The following is a 15,416-nucleotide window of genomic DNA, read 5'->3' as shown; positions in this document are numbered from 1 at the left end:
ACGATGCGTGAGAGCTCCGCCGCTGCGGCGGCCCGCGACCTGGTGGAGTCCGGGCGCGGATTCGACGCCGCGCTGATCGAGCGCGCCGCCTTCGCCGACGTACCGGCGGTCCAGGATCTGCTGGACGTGACGGACGAAGAGCGCCGCCGCCCGGTCGGCCGCGGGTCGATGTTCCGCTCACTGGGCGTCGCACTGCTGGAGTTCCTGCCGATCATCGCCGCCGGGGTCGTCGTGATCCCCGCCCGAACGGCATCTGACCTGACCGTGCCGACCCTCGTCGCCGGTGCTCTGGCGATCGTGGCGGCGGCATCGCGTACGGTGCTGTGGCGGCAGCTGGCGAGCGGGCGCGCCGAGGCGAGCGGTTCCCAGCTGTCCATCAATGCCATCTCGGTGCTCTTCGCCGCGTTCGCGATCATCATCGTCGCGCTGCGCTCGGATGACGCCGGCACCCCCGGCCTCACCATCGGGGCCTTCGCCGTGCAGGGCATCGCCTCCGCCGTCACCGTCGCCGCCATCTTCCGAGCCGGGCGTCGCGCCGGAGGGTCGCCGGCTCCGCGGACGGGAGTCGAAGCCCTGCGCGCCGCCGTCGCCGCGCTGCCGGCGGCGCGACAGGAACGGGCACGGGAAGACATCGCCACCGCATTGCACGTGGCGGTCGAAGGCGGCATCCTGAGCGAAGCAGATGCCGCCACCCTCACGCGGGCGCCGCTGGGCGGTCTCGCCCGGGCGGACTGGGCGCTGTCTCAAGCGCGCCGCCGCTGACGACGCCGCGGATCAGGGAACGCGCTTGAGCCAGGCGTCGGTCGCGAACTTCGACTCGACGAGGGCTTCGGCCTCGGCGTACTCCTCGTCCGAGATCGTGCCGGGCACGGCGCCGTAACGCTTCGAGAACACCTCGATGAAGCGGTCGATGATCGCGTCGCGCGGCAGACCGGTCTGGCTGCGCAGCGGGTCGACGCGCTTCGCAGCCGAGACGGTGCCCTTGTCGCTGAGCTTCTCGCGACCGATGCGCAGCACCTCGGTGAGCACTTGCCCGTCCATGTCGTACGAGAGCGTCGCGTGGTGCAGCACGCCGCCGTTGGCGAGACGCTTCTGCGCTGCGCCGCCGATCTTGCCCGAGGGCGAGGCGATGTCGTTGAGCGGCTGGTAGGTCGCGTCGATGCCGAGCGAACGCAGCGCCTCGAGCACCCAGTCGTCGAGGAACGCGTACGAGTCGGCGAAGGTGAGCCCCGCGACCAGGGATGCCGGCACGTACAGCGAATAGGTCACGATCGAGTTCGCGGCCATGAGCATCGCGCCGCCGCCCGAGATGCGCCGGACGACGTCGAAGCCGTGCTTGGCGGCACCGTCGGGATCGACCTCATTGCGGTACGACTGGAACGACCCGATCACGACCGCCGACTCGTTCCATTCCCAGATGCGCAGGGTCGGGTTGCGACGACCGTCGCCGACCCGGGTCGTCAGCACCTCGTCGAGCGCGAGGTTCATGCCCGGCGACACGGCACGGTCGTGCACGACCTCCCAGTCGAACTCGCGCCAGCCCGGCGCCGTGATCATGGCGCGGCGGACGGCGGTTCCCACCGACTCGGGGGTGAAGCCCAGCAGCTGCGCCCCCTCGGGGAGCGCCGAACGGACGGCGGCGGCGATCGCCGCGACATCCGACTCCTCCGGCAGCCCGGTGACGGCCGCGTCGATGTCGGCGAGCGCGTCGTCCGGCTCGAGGAAGAAGTCACCCGCCAGGTGGAAGTCGGCGATCCGGCCGTCTCGCACCTCGAGGTCGACGACGACCAGTTTTCCTCCGGGCACCTTGTATTCGCCGTGCATGGCTCCAGCCTAGGACCGGCGGGCGCGCCGCGGCCCCGCACCGGCACCACGGGACGCCCCGAGGATCGTCCGAACGACGGATGCCGCTACACCCGGCGGTGGACGACACCGACGCCGCGGTTGAGAAGAGTGGAGGGCATGACCACTCCGCTCTCTTCCGCTCCCGTCCTCGAAGCCCGCGGGCTCGTGAAGCGCTACGGATCGCTGACCGCCCTCGACCGCGTCGACCTCACCGTTCGCGCGGGCGAGGCCGTCGCCATCATGGGCGCTTCGGGGTCGGGCAAGACGACCCTGCTGCACTGCCTCGCCGCGATCATCTCGCCCGACGCGGGCTCGGTACGCCTGACGGCTCCGGGCAGCGGCCCGGAAGAACTGGTGGGGATGCCGGATGCCGCACGCTCGGCCGTTCGCCGCCGTCACCTCGGGTTCGTGTTCCAGGACCACCTGCTGCTGCCCGAGCTCACCGCCGTCGAGAACGCCGCCCTGCCCCTTCTGCTCGTGGGCACCGCGCGCGCCGCGGCGGAGGCGCACGCGGCCGCGTGGCTCGGCGCCCTCGGGCTGTCGGGCATGGAGAACCGGCGGATCGGCGAGCTCTCGGGCGGCCAGGCGCAGCGCGTCGCGATCGCCCGCGCGCAGGTCACGGGCGCGCCGGTCGTGTTCGCCGACGAGCCGACGGGCGCGCTCGATTCGACGACCTCGTCCGAGGTGCTCGACGCGCTGCTCCACGCCACCACGGGTCAGGGGCGCAGCCTCGTCGTCGTCACCCATGACGCCGAGGTCGCCCGGCGCTGCGACCGGGTGCTGCACATGCGCGACGGCCGGATCGTCGACGGCCCGCATACCGCTGGCGGCGCGAGCTCCGCGGCGTCCACCGCGGCGGTGACACGATGAGCGCGTTCGTCAGCCCCGCGGCGCCGCCTGCGCGCCTTCCTGCGACCGGTGCCGCGAGCGGCGGCATCCGACGACTGATCGCCCTGACGATGCTGCTGTCGCGACCCAGCCGACAGGGCTCGTCGGCGATCCTGCTGCCGCTCATCGCCTTCGCCGTCACGACGACGCTGCTGCTGACCGTGGCGGGCGGCACCCGGATGTTCCTCACGGACCCTCGCGCCGGCGACGCGGCGTTCATGTACGGCGTGCTCAGCGTGCTCGCGCTGCTGCTGCTCGCGATCCCGACGGCGACGCTCGGTGCCGCGGCGGCGCGCCTGTCGAGCCGCCGGCGCAACGACCGCCTGTCGACTCTGCGCCTGCTCGGCGCGACCAACACCGAGGTGTCGGCGATGGCCGTCGGTGAGGCATCCGTCGTCGCGGTAGCCGGCGCTGTCGTCGGAGCCCTCGCGTACGCGGCCGCGCTGCCCCTCATCGGGATGCTGCCGTTCTTCGGCGGTCCGGTCGGAGCCGCCGCCGTCTGGGCCGGCTGGCCGATCGTCGCCGCGGCCGTCGTCGGCGTCGGACTCATCGCGACGCTCAGCGCTGCGGCGAGCCTGCGGCGCGTGCGACTGACCCCGCTCGGCGTGCGCCGCCGCACCCAGGCGCCGCCGCGACGCACGGCTGTGCTGGTCGTCGCGGCGATCGGGATCGTCGGCGTCGGCGTCGTCGTCGCGCAGTTCGGCAGCGTCTCGGCGCTGCTCGCACCGGCCGCCTCACTCGGTGTGCTCCTGGCCCTGTTCGCCGGCGCCCTCGCCCTCGTGAATCTCATCGGAGCGCCGATCGTCGCGGCGCGCGGCCGCTCCCTCGCGCGTCGCGCCCGCACCGCGTCGCAGCTCATCGCGGGCCGTGAGCTCGCAGCTCATGCCCCGACGGCGTGGCGACGCGTCTCGAGCATCGCGATGATCTCGTTCATCGCGGTCGTCGGCGGCAGCGGCATCGCGATCGCCGATCTGGCCGAGGCCGAGCCGGGCATGACGCTGTTCGCCGACATCCGCACCGGCGTGCTCGTGACACTGGGCGGCGGGTTCCTGCTCCTGGCTGCGTCGGTGGGCGTGAGCCAGGCGGCGTCCGTGCTCGACGACCGCGACCTCATCATCGGCCTCGATCGGCTCGGCATGCCACCGGCCGACCTCGCGCGGGCACGCCGCATCACCGTCATGCTTCCGCTGCGGTGGGCGGCCGCAGGCGGCGCCGCGGTCGGGGCGATGCTCGCCCTGCCGATCGTCGGACTCAGCCTGGTGATCGCGCCGCTGTCCGTGCTCGTGATCGCGCTGACGTTCGCCGCGGGCTTCGGAGCGGTGGCGCTGGCGCTGCTGGCGTCGCGGCCGCTCGTCACGGCGATCCGCCGGGGCGCTTCCGGCTGAGCGCGGCACCCGATCCGGTGCGGCTCAGGCGGGCGGGATGCGAGCGTCGAGCCACGCGCGCAGATGGCTGTGGACCTCGCCGCGCACCGCTTCCTGGAAGATCTCGTGGCGAGCGCCGGGATACACCAGGGTCGTCACGTCGCTGAGACCCGACCGGGTGCGATAGGCGTGGGCGAGCCGGTGCACGCTGCGGGGTCCGCCCACCGTGTCGTCGCGGCCGACGAGGAGCAGCATCGGAACATCGACGCCCAGGTCGCGCCGCGGTCGACCGAGCAGCCGCACGGCGTCGATCGGGCCGAACAGCCGCAGCAGCGGAGTGGTGGTCGTCAGCGGATCGTCGAGGAAACCCCGCTGCACCTCGGGGTCGCTGCTGAGCCACTCGACACCGTTGGCGTCGGGCGCTTTCCACGGCGCGTTGAGGGCTCCCGAGTTGAGAGACCCCGGCCAGCGCAGGGCCGAGCCGACGAGCACGACCGCGGCGTAGGCCTCGGGGCGGGCGTCGAACAGCATCTGCGCGAGGAACGAGCCCCACGAGTGCCCGAGCAGCACGATCGGCAGCCCCGGGTTCTCGCGCTCGATGATGCGCGTCAGCTGAGCGCAGGCGTCGCGCGCGGCGCGCAGCCCGCCCGGTCCGAGACGCCCGAGCTTGCGCGGGTCGCCGTGCTGCCGGATGCCGGTGCGGCCGTGACCCCGGTGGTCGTCCGCGTAGACGGTGAATCCGGCTGACGTGAGCACGGCGATCACCTCGCGGTAGCGTCCGGCGTGCTCGCCGACGCCGTGCAGCAGCTGGACGACACCGCGGGTCGCGCCGGCCGCCGGGTGGACGTCGTAGACGATCGCGATCCCGTGCGCGTCGGTGAACTCGGGCATGCCGAGATTCTACGGTGCGCGATCCGGCCGATCCAGACCGTTAGCAAGACTAATGAGCTAAGCTAAAGATCACCGATGAGCACCTCTCCCCCCGCCTCCGCGCCCATGCCCACGCCCACGCCCGCCGTCGACCTGGCACACGAGGCGACCGACCTGCGGATGGCGACCTTTCGCCTCGCCCGCCGGCTGCGCGCACAGCGCGCGATCGACTCGATGAGCGACGGACAGTTCGCGGTGCTGGCCAACCTGCACGTGCACGGACCCCACACCCTCGGCGAGCTCGCCGACCGCGAGCGCGTGTCGGCGCCCTCGATGAACCGCACCGTGAACTTCCTCGAAGAGCTCGGGTATCTCACGCGCACCCCCGACGGCATCGACCGACGCAAGGTCAACATCGCGCTGTCCGACGAAGGCCGATCGGTCGTCGTCGAGACGACGCGTCGGCGCGACTCGTGGCTCGAGCACGCGCTCGAAGACCTCACGCCGGCCGAACGCGCGACGCTCGCCGCGGCCGCCGCCATCATGCGGGGGATGGCCGACCGATGAGCTCAGCCATGTTCCGCTCCTTCTCGGTGTTCAACTATCGCGTCTGGTTCATCGGCGCCCTGGTGTCGAACGTCGGCGCCTGGATGCAGGCGACGGCCCTCAGCTGGGTCGTGCTCACCGGCCTGACCGACAACGACGCCGGCGCCATGGGCGTCACGATGGCCCTGCAGTTCGCTCCCCCGCTTCTGCTGGTGGGCGTCACCGGCTGGGTCGCCGACCGCTTCGACCGGCGGCGGCTGCTCATGGTCACGCAGACCGCTCTCCTGCTCGTCGGGCTGGTGATCGGCACGCTGCTGCTGCAGGGCGTGATGACCCTTCCCCTCATGTACGCCTTCGCCTTCGGGCTCGGCCTGATCTCGGCGTTCGACAACCCGGCGCGGCAGGCGTTCGTGTCCGACATCGTGGCGCGTGAGATCGCCGCCAACGCGGTGGCGCTCAACGCGGCATCCTTCAACGGTGCCCGCATGATCGGTCCCGCCGTCGCCGGCGTGGTCATCGTCGCCGTCGGTACCGGGTGGGTCTTCTTCATCAACGCCGCGACCTTCATGGCCATGATCGTGGCGCTGTTCCTCATCCGTCCCGGCGAGCTCATCCCGCGGGTGCAGTCGCCCGGTGCGGCGCGTCTGGCCGACGGATTCCGCTACGTCCGCGGACGCCCCGACCTCATGGTCGCGTTCGCGATGGTCTTCCTGCTCGGCGCGTTCGGCATGAACTTCCCGATCTTCGCCTCGACGATGGCGATCGAGTTCGGGCGCGACGCCGACGGCTACGGTCTGCTCAGCTCGATCCTCGCGATCGGCTCGCTCGCCGGTGCGCTCATGGCCGCGCGCCGCGACCGCGCCCGCATCCGCGTGGTGATCTTCGGAGCGGGCCTGTTCGCGGCGGCCGCGGCGGTCTCCGCGTTCATGCCGACGTACTGGTTGTACGCCCTCACGCTGATGTTCACCGGTTTCGCGGTCGTCACGACGCTGACCACCGCCAACGGCTACGTGCAGACCACGACCGACCCGGCACTCCGCGGCCGCGTGCTCGCGCTGTACATGGCGATCCTCATGGGCGGCACGCCCGTCGGCGCACCGATCGTCGGGTGGGTGGCCGACCAGTTCGGCCCGCGGGCGGCCATCGGGCTCGGGGCGATCGCCGCGTTCCTCGCCTTCGCTGTCGGCGCGACGTGGATGCTGGTGTCCGGTCGCGTGCACCGCTCGAGCTCGCGCCGGTTCGCCCTCGCGCTCGACGAGACCCGACCGATCTCGGTCGTCGCGCCGGAGGAGTTCAGCGACGAGGTCGCCGGAACCACCGCCATCCCCCTGCCCGATCCCGCCGCGGACACCCGCCGCCCCCGCCCCGCCCGCTGACCCCGCCGCGCGGTCGGCCCAGCCGGGCGGTCGGCCCAGCCGGGTGGTCGGTTGGGCGCGTGGGTCGGGGCACCGAGTCCGCGCTAACTCCTCAAACCCGGGCCGATTCGACGGCTGAGGCGGCCTACAGCCGCGGCGAATGGCGGACCTTGAGGAGTTGCCGTCGGCTTGCTAGCCCCAGCTCCGCCGCGCCACCGAACCGGCCGGTCGGCCAGGCCCGGCGGCGGGTGTCAGCGGACGGCCCGCGCTAACTCCTCAAAGTCGAGTCAATCTGGCGGCCACAGCGGCCTAACGCCGCGGGGACTCGCCGCTTCCGAGGAGTTACGGCGAGCGCCAGGACGGACGGGCCGGTGCGCCGACATGGCCGAGCCGGCGGCTGCCGCAGGCCCCGGCGGGGCCGTTCCGGGACCGGCCGATCAACCGAACCGGCCGGCCGCCCAGGTCGGCCGCCCAGGTCGGCGGGTCGGTCTGGGCTGAGAGCCGGCGCTAACTCCTCAAGATCGACCGGATCTGGTGCCCGCAGCGGCCCGAAGCCGCGGCTGGGGCCGATTCTGAGGAGTTACCGCGACGCAACGCCTCCGCGACGCAACGCCCCAGCCCCGGCCCCGACGCCGGCCCCAGCCCCGGCCCCGGGCCCCGGCGGTCAGCAGAGCCGGGCGAGGTAGGGAACGTCGTAGGTGGCGTGGTAGCCGACGCCGTCGACCCATCGGTAGGCGGTGACCTTCGCGCTTCCCGGCACGAGCGAGTCGCGCTTCGAGTCGAACAGCTGGTACGCCGCTGCACCGGCTGCGACCTTCTTCTGAGCGTGCTCGCCGCCGACGGCGGTCAGTCGCACATCGACCGGCCCGTCCGCCTGGTTGGCGGCGTGGACCGCGACCTGCACGGATCCGTTCACGCACTGCGATCGTGCGCTGACCCGCAGCGGCACCGGCTGACCGGCGCTCACCGTGGCCGTCGCCGACGGCTGCGACTCCGCTGCCGCGCCGTACTGGCCGGTCGCCGACACGCTGGCCGTCCACGCCCCCTCGGGCACGCCGGCGAACCGCGCGGTCCGCGCCTCGGCTCCGACCTGCTGCGCGATCGCCTCGCCGGTGGCCGAGCGCAGTGTCACCGTGTAGCCGGTGGCGGGGGCGCCGGCATCCGTCGCCTTCCACGTGACGTTCACGCCTGCCGAGTCGACGCCGATGCCCGGCGCCGCCACGGGCGCCGGAGCGGGACGCAGCGGCACCCCGGCGAAGTCCATGTCGGACCCGAGGGCGAACCCGGTGTAGCTCGGCTGGTTGTACGCGGTCTGCTGGCGGGCGACCTCGGCGCGGTACTGCGGGTCGTGCATGAGCGTGTAGAGCTTGTGAGCGGTCACCTCGGTCGACAGATACAGCCGCAGCGCCGACGAGTCCGCGGTGCGGACGACGAGCTCTTCGCGCCAGTCACCGAGCACGTCGGCGACGAGACCCGGGTTGCCCTTGGTGCCGTTGTTGGTCAGCGTGCCGGATGCCGTCAGCACGGTGCCGCGCGCAGCGTCGTCGATCGTCGGCGTGGCGGTACCGCTGCCGTTGACGATCTGCGTCGTGAGGTCGCCCGCCCACCGGATCGACTGGTTGGTGCCGGGCGTCGCCGCGGCGAGCACCTCACCGCGCGCGCTGAGCAGTCCGGATGCCTCCGTGCCGCCGGGCATGCTCGACCACACCTCCATGCCGCGGACGTCGGGACGCACATCGCCGATCATGCCGCGGCCGGTGTCGCGGCCGGAGTAGGCCCCGAAGATGACCTCACCGGTGGCGGCGTCGCGCAGCGCGCTGCCGTACGGGGCGTAGGCGCCGCCCTCATGGACGGTGAAGATCTCCAGCCCCGGGCGGTCGGGGTCGATGTCGGCGACGTGCATCGCGTCGCCGTGGCCGAGGCGCGCCGTCTCGCCGGGGGTCGCGGAGCCCTCGGGCATCTCGGCGACCGAGCTGTACAGCAGGCCGCCGTCGTCGTCGAGCGTCGCCGAGCCGTAGACGATCTCGTGGCGCCCGTCGCCGTCGACATCCGCCGCCGACAAGCTGTGGAAGCCCTGCGTCGTGATGCCGCCGTACACCGGATCGGTGCCGTCGACTCCGTGGGGACCGTCGTTGAACGGGTTGCTCATGGGGGCGTGACCGCTGTCGACGAACCAGCGCTGCGCGAGGTTCTCGCCGTCCCAGTCGTAGGTCGCGATCGTCGTACGGGTGTAGTAACCGCGGGCGAAGACCGCCGAGGGACGCTCGCCGTCGAGGTAGGCGACGCCGGCGAGGAAGCGGTCGACCCGGTTTCCGGGCTCGATCCGCGCCATCGCGTAGTCGCCCCACAGCAGGCCGTCGTCGCCGCGCCCGGGCTCGTACCGCACGGTCTGCAGCTCGGCGCCGCTCTGGCCGTCGAAGACGGTGAGGTACTCGGGCCCCTCGAGGATGAAGCCCTCGAAGGCGCGCAGAGCGTTGCGTCCGCTGCGCGAGGGTGCGTAGACGTCGATGAAGTGGTCCGCGAGCGCGCGAGCGTCGGCGTCCGACAGCGGATAGTCGTAGCGCGGCTCGATGCCGAAGGCCTGCTCGAGAGTGGCGGGCCACTGCCCCGACACCACCTCGTCGCGCGTTGCCCAGCCGCGGAACATCTCGACGAGGTGCTCGTAGTAGTCGCCGGCGCTCATGCGGTAGTCGTCGTCGTGCGAGAAACCGGCCGCGACGTCGTCCGCGGGCATCGTGACGTAGCGTTCCTCGGCCACCGAGCCGTCTTCGGCGTAGGTGATCGACTTCGTGCCGGGCGCCGTCTTGAGGATCGTCTCGGATCGGCCGTCACCGTCGAAGTCCGAGACGAGGAACTGCGTGTAGTGGGCGCCGGCGCGGATGTTCACGCCGAGGTCGAGGCGGTTCAGCAGCCGACCCTCGAGCGTGTAGGTGTCGACGAAGACACTGCCGGTGTAACCGACCTGCGAGACGTCCTTCGCGTTCGAGGGATCCCACTTCACGATGAGCTCGTACCGACCGTCGCCGTCGACATCGCCCACTGAGACGTCGTTCGCCGCGTAGGTGTAGGCCTCGCCGGCGGGCGTCACGCCGTCGGCCGGACGCTGCAGCGGGATGTCGAGCGCCCCGTCGCGTACCGCGAGCGCCTCGGCGCTCGGCGCTGCCTCGATCCCCGCGGTCACAGCCGCGACCCGATACACGGATGCCGCATCCCCGCCGGCATCGCGATAGTTCGTGCTGTCGGTGACCGTCGCGATCGCCTCGCCGTCGCGGTAGATCACGAAGTCGGTGCCGGTCAGCCCCGTGTCGCCGGCGCCGCTGGCCTCGCCCGCGAGCAGCCGCCAGCTGAGGAAGACTCCCTCGCTGGTCGTGGCGGCGACGAGTCCGCGGTCGAGCGACTCGAGCCGGGGCACAGGCCCCTCGGGGGGAACCGCTGCCGCCATCGAGGGCTCGGCGCTCGCGGCCGGGGCGACCACAACACCGCCCGCGGCGAGAGTCGCGACCGTGAGGCCCGCGAGCAGGGTGGACCGGAATGTGTTCTTCATCGAATCAATCCCATCGGAATGCGCTTTCCTGCGATGGGGATGAGCCTAAGCGCCGCGGCTCTCGCGCCTGATGAGGTTTCTCTCATCAGGCGTGGGAGCGTCAGCCTCCGGTGGAGTCCCGCGCCACGAGTTCCGGGCGGAATCGCACCCGGCGCTCGTAGGCGCCGGCGGGGTCGTCCAACCCGCGCAGCAGCAGATCCACGGCGCGATAACCGATCTCATGCGCGGGCTGCCGGATCGAGCTGAGCGGCACGACCGTAGCGGACGCGAAGTCGATGTCGTCGTACCCGATGAGTGCGACTTCCTCAGGCACCCGGACGCGGCCGAGCACCGAGAACGCCTGCAGCACGCCGACCGCGAGCAGATCGTTGGCGGCGAAGACGGCATCCACCCGGTCGTCGCCGGCGCGCTCGCGCAGCCGCTCTCCGGCGGAACGTCCGTGCAGCACCGACAGCGCGGGCACCGGCACCTCCTCGAGCGTCGCCCCCGGCACCTCCGCCACCGCGCGCCGAGCCCCCTCGAGACGGTCCGCGACCTGCCGGATCGACGCCGGTCCGCGCACGAACGCGATACGGCGGCGTCCGCGTGCGAGCAGATGCGCGACGGCCAGGTACCCGCCCTCGACGTCGTCGACCGACACCGAGGCGAACGCGTCGTCGTCGACCTCGCGGTCGACCAGCACGACCGGCACCCCCGCGGCACGCAGCGCGTCCAGGCGCCCCAGGTCGTCCCCCGCCGGCGTCACGAGGACGCCGTTGACGCGCTGCTCGCGGAACAGGTCGAGGTGAGCCGCCTCGCGCTCGGGCTTCTCGTCACTCGTGCTGAGCAGCACGGCCATGCCGCTCTCGGCGGCCCGGGTCTCGGCGCCGCGCGCGACCTCGGCGAAGAACGGGTTCCCGATGTCGAGCACCACGATCCCGATCGAGCGACTGCGGCCCGCTCGCAGCTGCCGCGCGGCGTCGTTGCGGACGAAGCCGAGGTCGGCGATGGCCTGCTGCACGCGCGCGACCATCTCGGGTGACACGCGGGCCGGGTTGTTGAGGACGTTCGAGACCGTCCCCACCGACACGGATGCCGCAACCGCGACATCCCGCACGCTCACTGCCATGCGCTCAACCGTAGCGCGCCGGCCTCGCGAGCGCGCCAGAAGCGGTAAGCGCTTGCCAGTTGCGTCGCCCGTCACGACGCACTAGCCTGCATGAAACGATTCATCCCCTCGCCGACACCATCGTCGGCACCGACCAGGAGCCTCGACGATGAGCGCAACCGCCCACCGGGTCTGCTTCTCGCTGCAGATCCACCCCGACCTGCTCGACGAGTACGTCGCACGCCACACCCCCGTCTGGGCCGACATGCTCGCCGAGATCGCCGCGTCCGGGCGCCGCAACTACTCGCTCTTCCTCGGCGACGGCGGCCGCCTCATCGGGTACTACGAGGTCGACGACGACGAGGCGGCGCAGGCCTATCTCGCCGCGTCGCCCGTCGCTGCCCGCTGGGAAGCCGAGATGGCGCGCTTCTTCGTCGGCCTCGACGGGCGCCCCGATCAAGCGGCGACCCCGCTCACCGAGATCTTCAACCTGCACGACCAGCTCGCCGCCGCGGACGACGACCGCGACGGCGCCTCCCCCACCCCCGACGACGAAAGCGACGACGCATCGTGACCGCACTCTCCCCCGACCACTTCGCCCTGCTCGAACGCCAGGGCATCGAGCTCCCCAGCTGGGCGTTCGGCAACTCCGGCACGCGTTTCCGGGTCTTCCCCACCGCCGGCACACCCCGCGATCCGTTCGAGAAGATCGCGGATGCCGCCGAGGTCAACCGCGTGACCGGGCTCGCCCCGTCGGTGGCGCTGCACATCCCGTGGGACAAGGTCGACGACTACAGCGCCCTCCGCAGCCACGCCGAAGATCTCGGCGTCGCACTCGGCACGATCAACTCGAACACGTTCCAGGACGAGGACTACAAGTTCGGCGCCCTGACCCACGAGGATGACGCGATCCGCCGCAAGGCCATCGACCACCACCTCGAGTGCATCGACGTCATGGATGCCACGGGCTCGCGCGACCTGAAGATCTGGCTGGCCGAGGGGTCGAACTACCCCGGGCAGAACGACATGCGCGCCCGCCAGGACCGCCTGGCCGATTCGCTGCAGCAGATCTACGACCGCCTCACGGGCGAGCAGCGCCTGGTGCTGGAGTACAAGTTCTTCGAGCCGTCGTTCTACCACACCGACGTCCCCGACTGGGGGACGAGCTACGTGCAGGTGGCCGCCCTCGGCGAGCGCGCGATGGTGTGCCTCGACACGGGCCACCACGCTCCCGGCACGAACATCGAGTTCATCGTCATGCAGCTGCTGCGCCTCGGAAAGCTCGGCTCGTTCGACTTCAACTCGCGCTTCTACGCCGACGACGACCTCATCGTGGGCGCGGCCGACCCGTTCCAGCTGTTCCGCATCCTCGTCGAGGTGCTGCGCGGCGGCGGCTTCGACAACCCCGACGTCGTGTTCATGCTCGACCAGTGCCACAACATCGAGGCGAAGATCCCCGGGCAGATCCGCTCGGTGCTCAACGTGCAGGAGATGACCGCGCGCGCCCTCCTCCTCGACCGCGACGCCCTGGCCGCGGCCCAGCGAGCGAACGACGTCCTCGGAGCGCAGGCGGTGTTCATGGACGCGTTCTACACCGACGTGCGTTCGGCCCTGGCCGAGTGGCGCGAGTCGCGGGGCCTGCCCGCCGACCCGATGGCCGCCTACGCGGCATCCGGCTACCAGCAGAAGATCGAAGCCGATCGCGTCGGCGGCACACAGGCCGGGTGGGGCGCATGAGCACGACCCGCCGCCGCCGTCCCCTGAGTGCCTGGAAGGCGACGATCGCCGTCGCGATGTCGAACTACATCGAGGCCGGCGCGATCATCGCGCTGGCGACGAGCCTGACGCTGTGGCAAGAGGCCTTCGGGTTCGACGACGGCGTCGTCGGGATCGTCGCGGCGCTGTCGGCGAACGCTTTCGGCGCGGCGATCGGCGCCGCGATCGGCGGCCCGTTGTGCGACCGGCTCGGCCGCAAATTCATCTACACGTACGACCTCATCGTGTTCATGGTCGGGGCGCTCGCGGTGACCTTCGCCCCGAACCTGGCGGTCCTGCTCGTCGGCGTGATCCTCATGGGCATCGCCGTCGGTGCCGGTGTTCCGGCGTCGTGGACCTACATCGCCGAGGAGGCGCCGAACGAGCACCGGGCCGCGCACGTGGGCACGGCGCAGCTCGCCTGGTCCATCGGCCCGGCGGCGGGGTTCCTGCTCGCCGTCATCGTCGGCCCGCTCGGCCTGCTCGGCTCGCGCCTGATCTTCTTCCACCTGTTCGTCATCGCCGCCGTCACCTGGTGGGTGCGGCGCGGACTCCCCGAGTCGCGGCGCTGGAAGAGCGAACGTGAGGCCGCCCTCGGCGCGGGTGAGCGTCCGTCCTTCTTCTCCGGCATCGCCGGCCTGCTCAAGGAGCCGAAGAACTGGGGAGCACTCGCCTTCCTCATCGGCGTCTACGGACTGTGGAACACCGTCGCCGGCCAGGCGGGCATCTTCCAGCCGCGCGTCTACGACGCAGCCGGACTGCACGACCCGATGCAGCAGAACCTGCTGCAGGTGCTCGTGTGGACCCTGACCGCCGCCGCGACGTTCTTCGGGTTCATGCGCTACGGCGACCGCGTCCGGCGCAAGTGGCTCTATCTCGGGGGCGCGGCGCTGGGTGTCGTCGCGTGGGCCGTGCTGATCTACGCCCCTCCCGGGCTCTTCTCGCTGCTGTTCTTCGCGGTCGCGTGGGGCATCTCGGCCGGCATCGGAGCCCAGGCCTTCTACGGCCTGTGGACTGCAGAGCTGTTCGCCACGCGCTACCGCGCGAGCGCGCAGGGCGTGCTCTTCATGCTCGCGCGAGTCATGGTCGGCCTGCTGAGCCTCGTGTTCCCCGTCCTGCTGTCGGGACTCGGACTCGGCGGCCTCGGCGTGATCATCCTCGGCCTGCTCGTCGCGGCGCTGCTGATCGGCACGATCTGGGCGCCGAAGACCGAGGGCAAGTCGCTCGAGGACATCGAGTTCGAGCGTTACGGGCGGCATGTGACCACCGCCGCCGGCATCCCGGTGAAGCGATGAGCGAGCCGACGCCGTACAGTGCGGCGGACGGACTCGTGCGCGTCTATCCCGCCGCCGAGCCGACCGGCACCGGCCTGGTCTGGATGCACGGCGGCGGGTTCGCGTACGGCGACCTCGACATGCCCGAAGCGGATGCCGTCGCCCGCGGCCTGGCCGCCCGAGGCACCACCGTCGTCTCGGTCGACTACCGCCTCAGCCCGATCCCGCCGGAATGGGACGGCGCCGACGCCGCGGACGACGACCGGAGCGCGAACCGGTTCCCCGCGGCATCCGACGACGTCCTGCGCGCCTGGCGCTGGACCGGCGACAACGCCGACCGGCTCGGCCTGTCGCGGCTGGCGATCGGCGGCGCGAGCGCCGGTGCGAACCTCGCCGCCGGTGCGACGCTGCGCCTGCTCGGCTCCGATGAGCCAGCACCCGCGCTCGTGGTGCTCGCCTACCCGACGCTGCTCGCGGTGCAGCCCGCTCCCGGCCTGGCGTTGCGCGCCGCGCTGGACGCGCACCCGGAGCACGACCGGTTCGGTCCCGATGTGGTCCGGGCGATGTACGAGAACTACCTCGGCGGCCCGGTCGTCGGAGCACCCATCGGCGCGGTCCCCGGCCTCGCAAACGTCGGCGAGCTCGACGAGTTTCCGCCGACATTCATCGTGACGAGCGAGATCGACGAGCTCAGCGTGTCGGCCGAGGTCTTCGCCGCAACCCTCCGCACGGCGGGCCGCCGGGTCGACCTCGTCGTCGAGCCGGGCACCGACCACGGCCACCTCAACCGGCCCGAGCATCCGGGCTTCGCGGCATCGATGGCACGAATCGTGCAGCGGTTCGCCGATCTCGCCGCATCCTGACCTCCTCTCCCTACCCCGAAGGAAA

General features: G+C 71.8%; 13 protein-coding genes. 9 read left to right on the top strand and 4 right to left on the bottom strand.

From position 1 onward, the window contains the following. Positions 1–3 precede the first annotated feature (3 nt). A complete protein-coding gene (locus JOF37_RS11490; protein ID WP_210006941.1) occupies positions 4–762 on the top strand; it encodes a hypothetical protein in 759 nt (252 codons plus the stop codon). Between the two features lie 12 nt (positions 763–774). Here JOF37_RS11490 and lplAB read toward each other — a convergent pair whose 3' ends face one another. Continuing rightward, positions 775–1,824 carry a lipoate-protein ligase LplAB gene (lplAB, locus tag JOF37_RS11485; RefSeq protein ID WP_210006940.1) on the bottom strand — a complete coding sequence of 350 codons (1,050 nt, stop codon included), beginning with the start codon at positions 1,822–1,824 and terminating at the stop codon, positions 775–777. Positions 1,825–1,962: 138 nt separating this feature from the next. On the opposite strand from lplAB, the gene JOF37_RS11480 reads away from it, so the two are divergent. Together JOF37_RS11480 and JOF37_RS11475 are read left to right on the top strand one after the other, a co-directional pair. Then, positions 1,963–2,715 (top strand): ABC transporter ATP-binding protein, encoded by a 753-nt coding sequence (locus tag JOF37_RS11480; protein WP_210006939.1) that lies wholly within the window; start codon positions 1,963–1,965, stop codon positions 2,713–2,715. Continuing rightward, a complete protein-coding gene (locus JOF37_RS11475; protein WP_210006938.1) occupies positions 2,712–4,118 on the top strand; it encodes an FtsX-like permease family protein in 1,407 nt (468 codons plus the stop codon). Before JOF37_RS11480 ends, JOF37_RS11475 begins: the two co-directional genes overlap by 4 nt. A gap of 24 nt (positions 4,119–4,142) precedes the next feature. On the opposite strand, the gene JOF37_RS11470 is transcribed toward JOF37_RS11475, so the two are convergent. Next, positions 4,143–4,988: an alpha/beta hydrolase gene (locus JOF37_RS11470; RefSeq protein WP_210006937.1), complete on the bottom strand. Its 846-nt coding sequence runs from the start codon at positions 4,986–4,988 to the stop codon at positions 4,143–4,145. A gap of 75 nt (positions 4,989–5,063) precedes the next feature. Between JOF37_RS11470 and JOF37_RS11465 the strand changes: the two genes are divergently transcribed. Together JOF37_RS11465 and JOF37_RS11460 are read left to right on the top strand one after the other, a co-directional pair. Next, positions 5,064–5,534 carry a MarR family winged helix-turn-helix transcriptional regulator gene (locus tag JOF37_RS11465; RefSeq protein ID WP_372445459.1) on the top strand — a complete coding sequence of 157 codons (471 nt, stop codon included), beginning with the start codon at positions 5,064–5,066 and terminating at the stop codon, positions 5,532–5,534. A gap of 8 nt (positions 5,535–5,542) precedes the next feature. Then, positions 5,543–6,889: an MFS transporter gene (locus JOF37_RS11460; protein WP_245338152.1), complete on the top strand. Its 1,347-nt coding sequence runs from the start codon at positions 5,543–5,545 to the stop codon at positions 6,887–6,889. 643 nt (positions 6,890–7,532) lie between these two features. Here the strand turns inward: JOF37_RS11460 and JOF37_RS11455 are convergent. Together JOF37_RS11455 and JOF37_RS11450 are read right to left on the bottom strand one after the other, a co-directional pair. Continuing rightward, positions 7,533–10,412 carry a rhamnogalacturonan lyase gene (locus tag JOF37_RS11455; protein WP_210006935.1) on the bottom strand — a complete coding sequence of 960 codons (2,880 nt, stop codon included), beginning with the start codon at positions 10,410–10,412 and terminating at the stop codon, positions 7,533–7,535. 100 nt (positions 10,413–10,512) lie between these two features. Continuing rightward, complete coding sequence (locus tag JOF37_RS11450) at positions 10,513–11,520, bottom strand: LacI family DNA-binding transcriptional regulator (RefSeq protein ID WP_210006934.1); 1,008 nt, start codon at positions 11,518–11,520, stop codon at positions 10,513–10,515. Between the two features lie 148 nt (positions 11,521–11,668). Between JOF37_RS11450 and JOF37_RS11445 the strand changes: the two genes are divergently transcribed. The 4 genes from JOF37_RS11445 to JOF37_RS11430 are packed head-to-tail and all read left to right on the top strand — an operon-like array spanning position 11,669 to position 15,391. Continuing rightward, positions 11,669–12,073 carry an L-rhamnose mutarotase gene (locus JOF37_RS11445; protein ID WP_210006933.1) on the top strand — a complete coding sequence of 135 codons (405 nt, stop codon included), beginning with the start codon at positions 11,669–11,671 and terminating at the stop codon, positions 12,071–12,073. Continuing rightward, positions 12,070–13,236, top strand: a complete 1,167-nt coding sequence (rhaI, locus tag JOF37_RS11440) for an L-rhamnose isomerase (protein ID WP_210006932.1) — start codon at positions 12,070–12,072, stop codon at positions 13,234–13,236. Before JOF37_RS11445 ends, rhaI begins: the two co-directional genes overlap by 4 nt. After that, positions 13,233–14,549 (top strand): MFS transporter, encoded by a 1,317-nt coding sequence (locus tag JOF37_RS11435; RefSeq protein WP_210006931.1) that lies wholly within the window; start codon positions 13,233–13,235, stop codon positions 14,547–14,549. The genes rhaI and JOF37_RS11435 overlap by 4 nt, the downstream gene beginning before the upstream one ends. Beyond that, entirely contained in the window at positions 14,546–15,391 is an 846-nt protein-coding gene (locus JOF37_RS11430) for an alpha/beta hydrolase fold domain-containing protein (RefSeq protein ID WP_210006930.1), read from the top strand. The genes JOF37_RS11435 and JOF37_RS11430 overlap by 4 nt, the downstream gene beginning before the upstream one ends. Positions 15,392–15,416: the final 25 nt, after the last annotated feature.

This window comes from Microbacterium imperiale (genome assembly GCF_017876655.1).
GTDB classification, from domain to species: Bacteria; Actinomycetota; Actinomycetes; order Actinomycetales; family Microbacteriaceae; genus Microbacterium; species Microbacterium imperiale.
Note: the sequence above shows the minus strand (reverse complement) of the source record. Positions and strands in the feature narration are given on the sequence as shown.

Excerpts from the sequence above, each read along its gene's own strand:
- JOF37_RS11490 (WP_210006941.1), top strand. The coding sequence starts at position 4 with ATGCGTGAGAGCTCCGCCGCTGCGGCGGCCCGCGACCTGGTGGAGTCC.
- lplAB (WP_210006940.1), bottom strand. The coding sequence starts at position 1,824 with ATGCACGGCGAATACAAGGTGCCCGGAGGAAAACTGGTCGTCGTCGAC.
- JOF37_RS11480 (WP_210006939.1), top strand. The coding sequence starts at position 1,963 with ATGACCACTCCGCTCTCTTCCGCTCCCGTCCTCGAAGCCCGCGGGCTC.
- JOF37_RS11475 (WP_210006938.1), top strand. The coding sequence starts at position 2,712 with ATGAGCGCGTTCGTCAGCCCCGCGGCGCCGCCTGCGCGCCTTCCTGCG.
- JOF37_RS11470 (WP_210006937.1), bottom strand. The coding sequence starts at position 4,988 with ATGCCCGAGTTCACCGACGCGCACGGGATCGCGATCGTCTACGACGTC.
- JOF37_RS11465 (WP_372445459.1), top strand. The coding sequence starts at position 5,064 with ATGAGCACCTCTCCCCCCGCCTCCGCGCCCATGCCCACGCCCACGCCC.
- JOF37_RS11460 (WP_245338152.1), top strand. The coding sequence starts at position 5,543 with ATGTTCCGCTCCTTCTCGGTGTTCAACTATCGCGTCTGGTTCATCGGC.
- JOF37_RS11455 (WP_210006935.1), bottom strand. The coding sequence starts at position 10,412 with ATGAAGAACACATTCCGGTCCACCCTGCTCGCGGGCCTCACGGTCGCG.
- JOF37_RS11450 (WP_210006934.1), bottom strand. The coding sequence starts at position 11,520 with ATGGCAGTGAGCGTGCGGGATGTCGCGGTTGCGGCATCCGTGTCGGTG.
- JOF37_RS11445 (WP_210006933.1), top strand. The coding sequence starts at position 11,669 with ATGAGCGCAACCGCCCACCGGGTCTGCTTCTCGCTGCAGATCCACCCC.
- JOF37_RS11435 (WP_210006931.1), top strand. The coding sequence starts at position 13,233 with ATGAGCACGACCCGCCGCCGCCGTCCCCTGAGTGCCTGGAAGGCGACG.
- JOF37_RS11430 (WP_210006930.1), top strand. The coding sequence starts at position 14,546 with ATGAGCGAGCCGACGCCGTACAGTGCGGCGGACGGACTCGTGCGCGTC.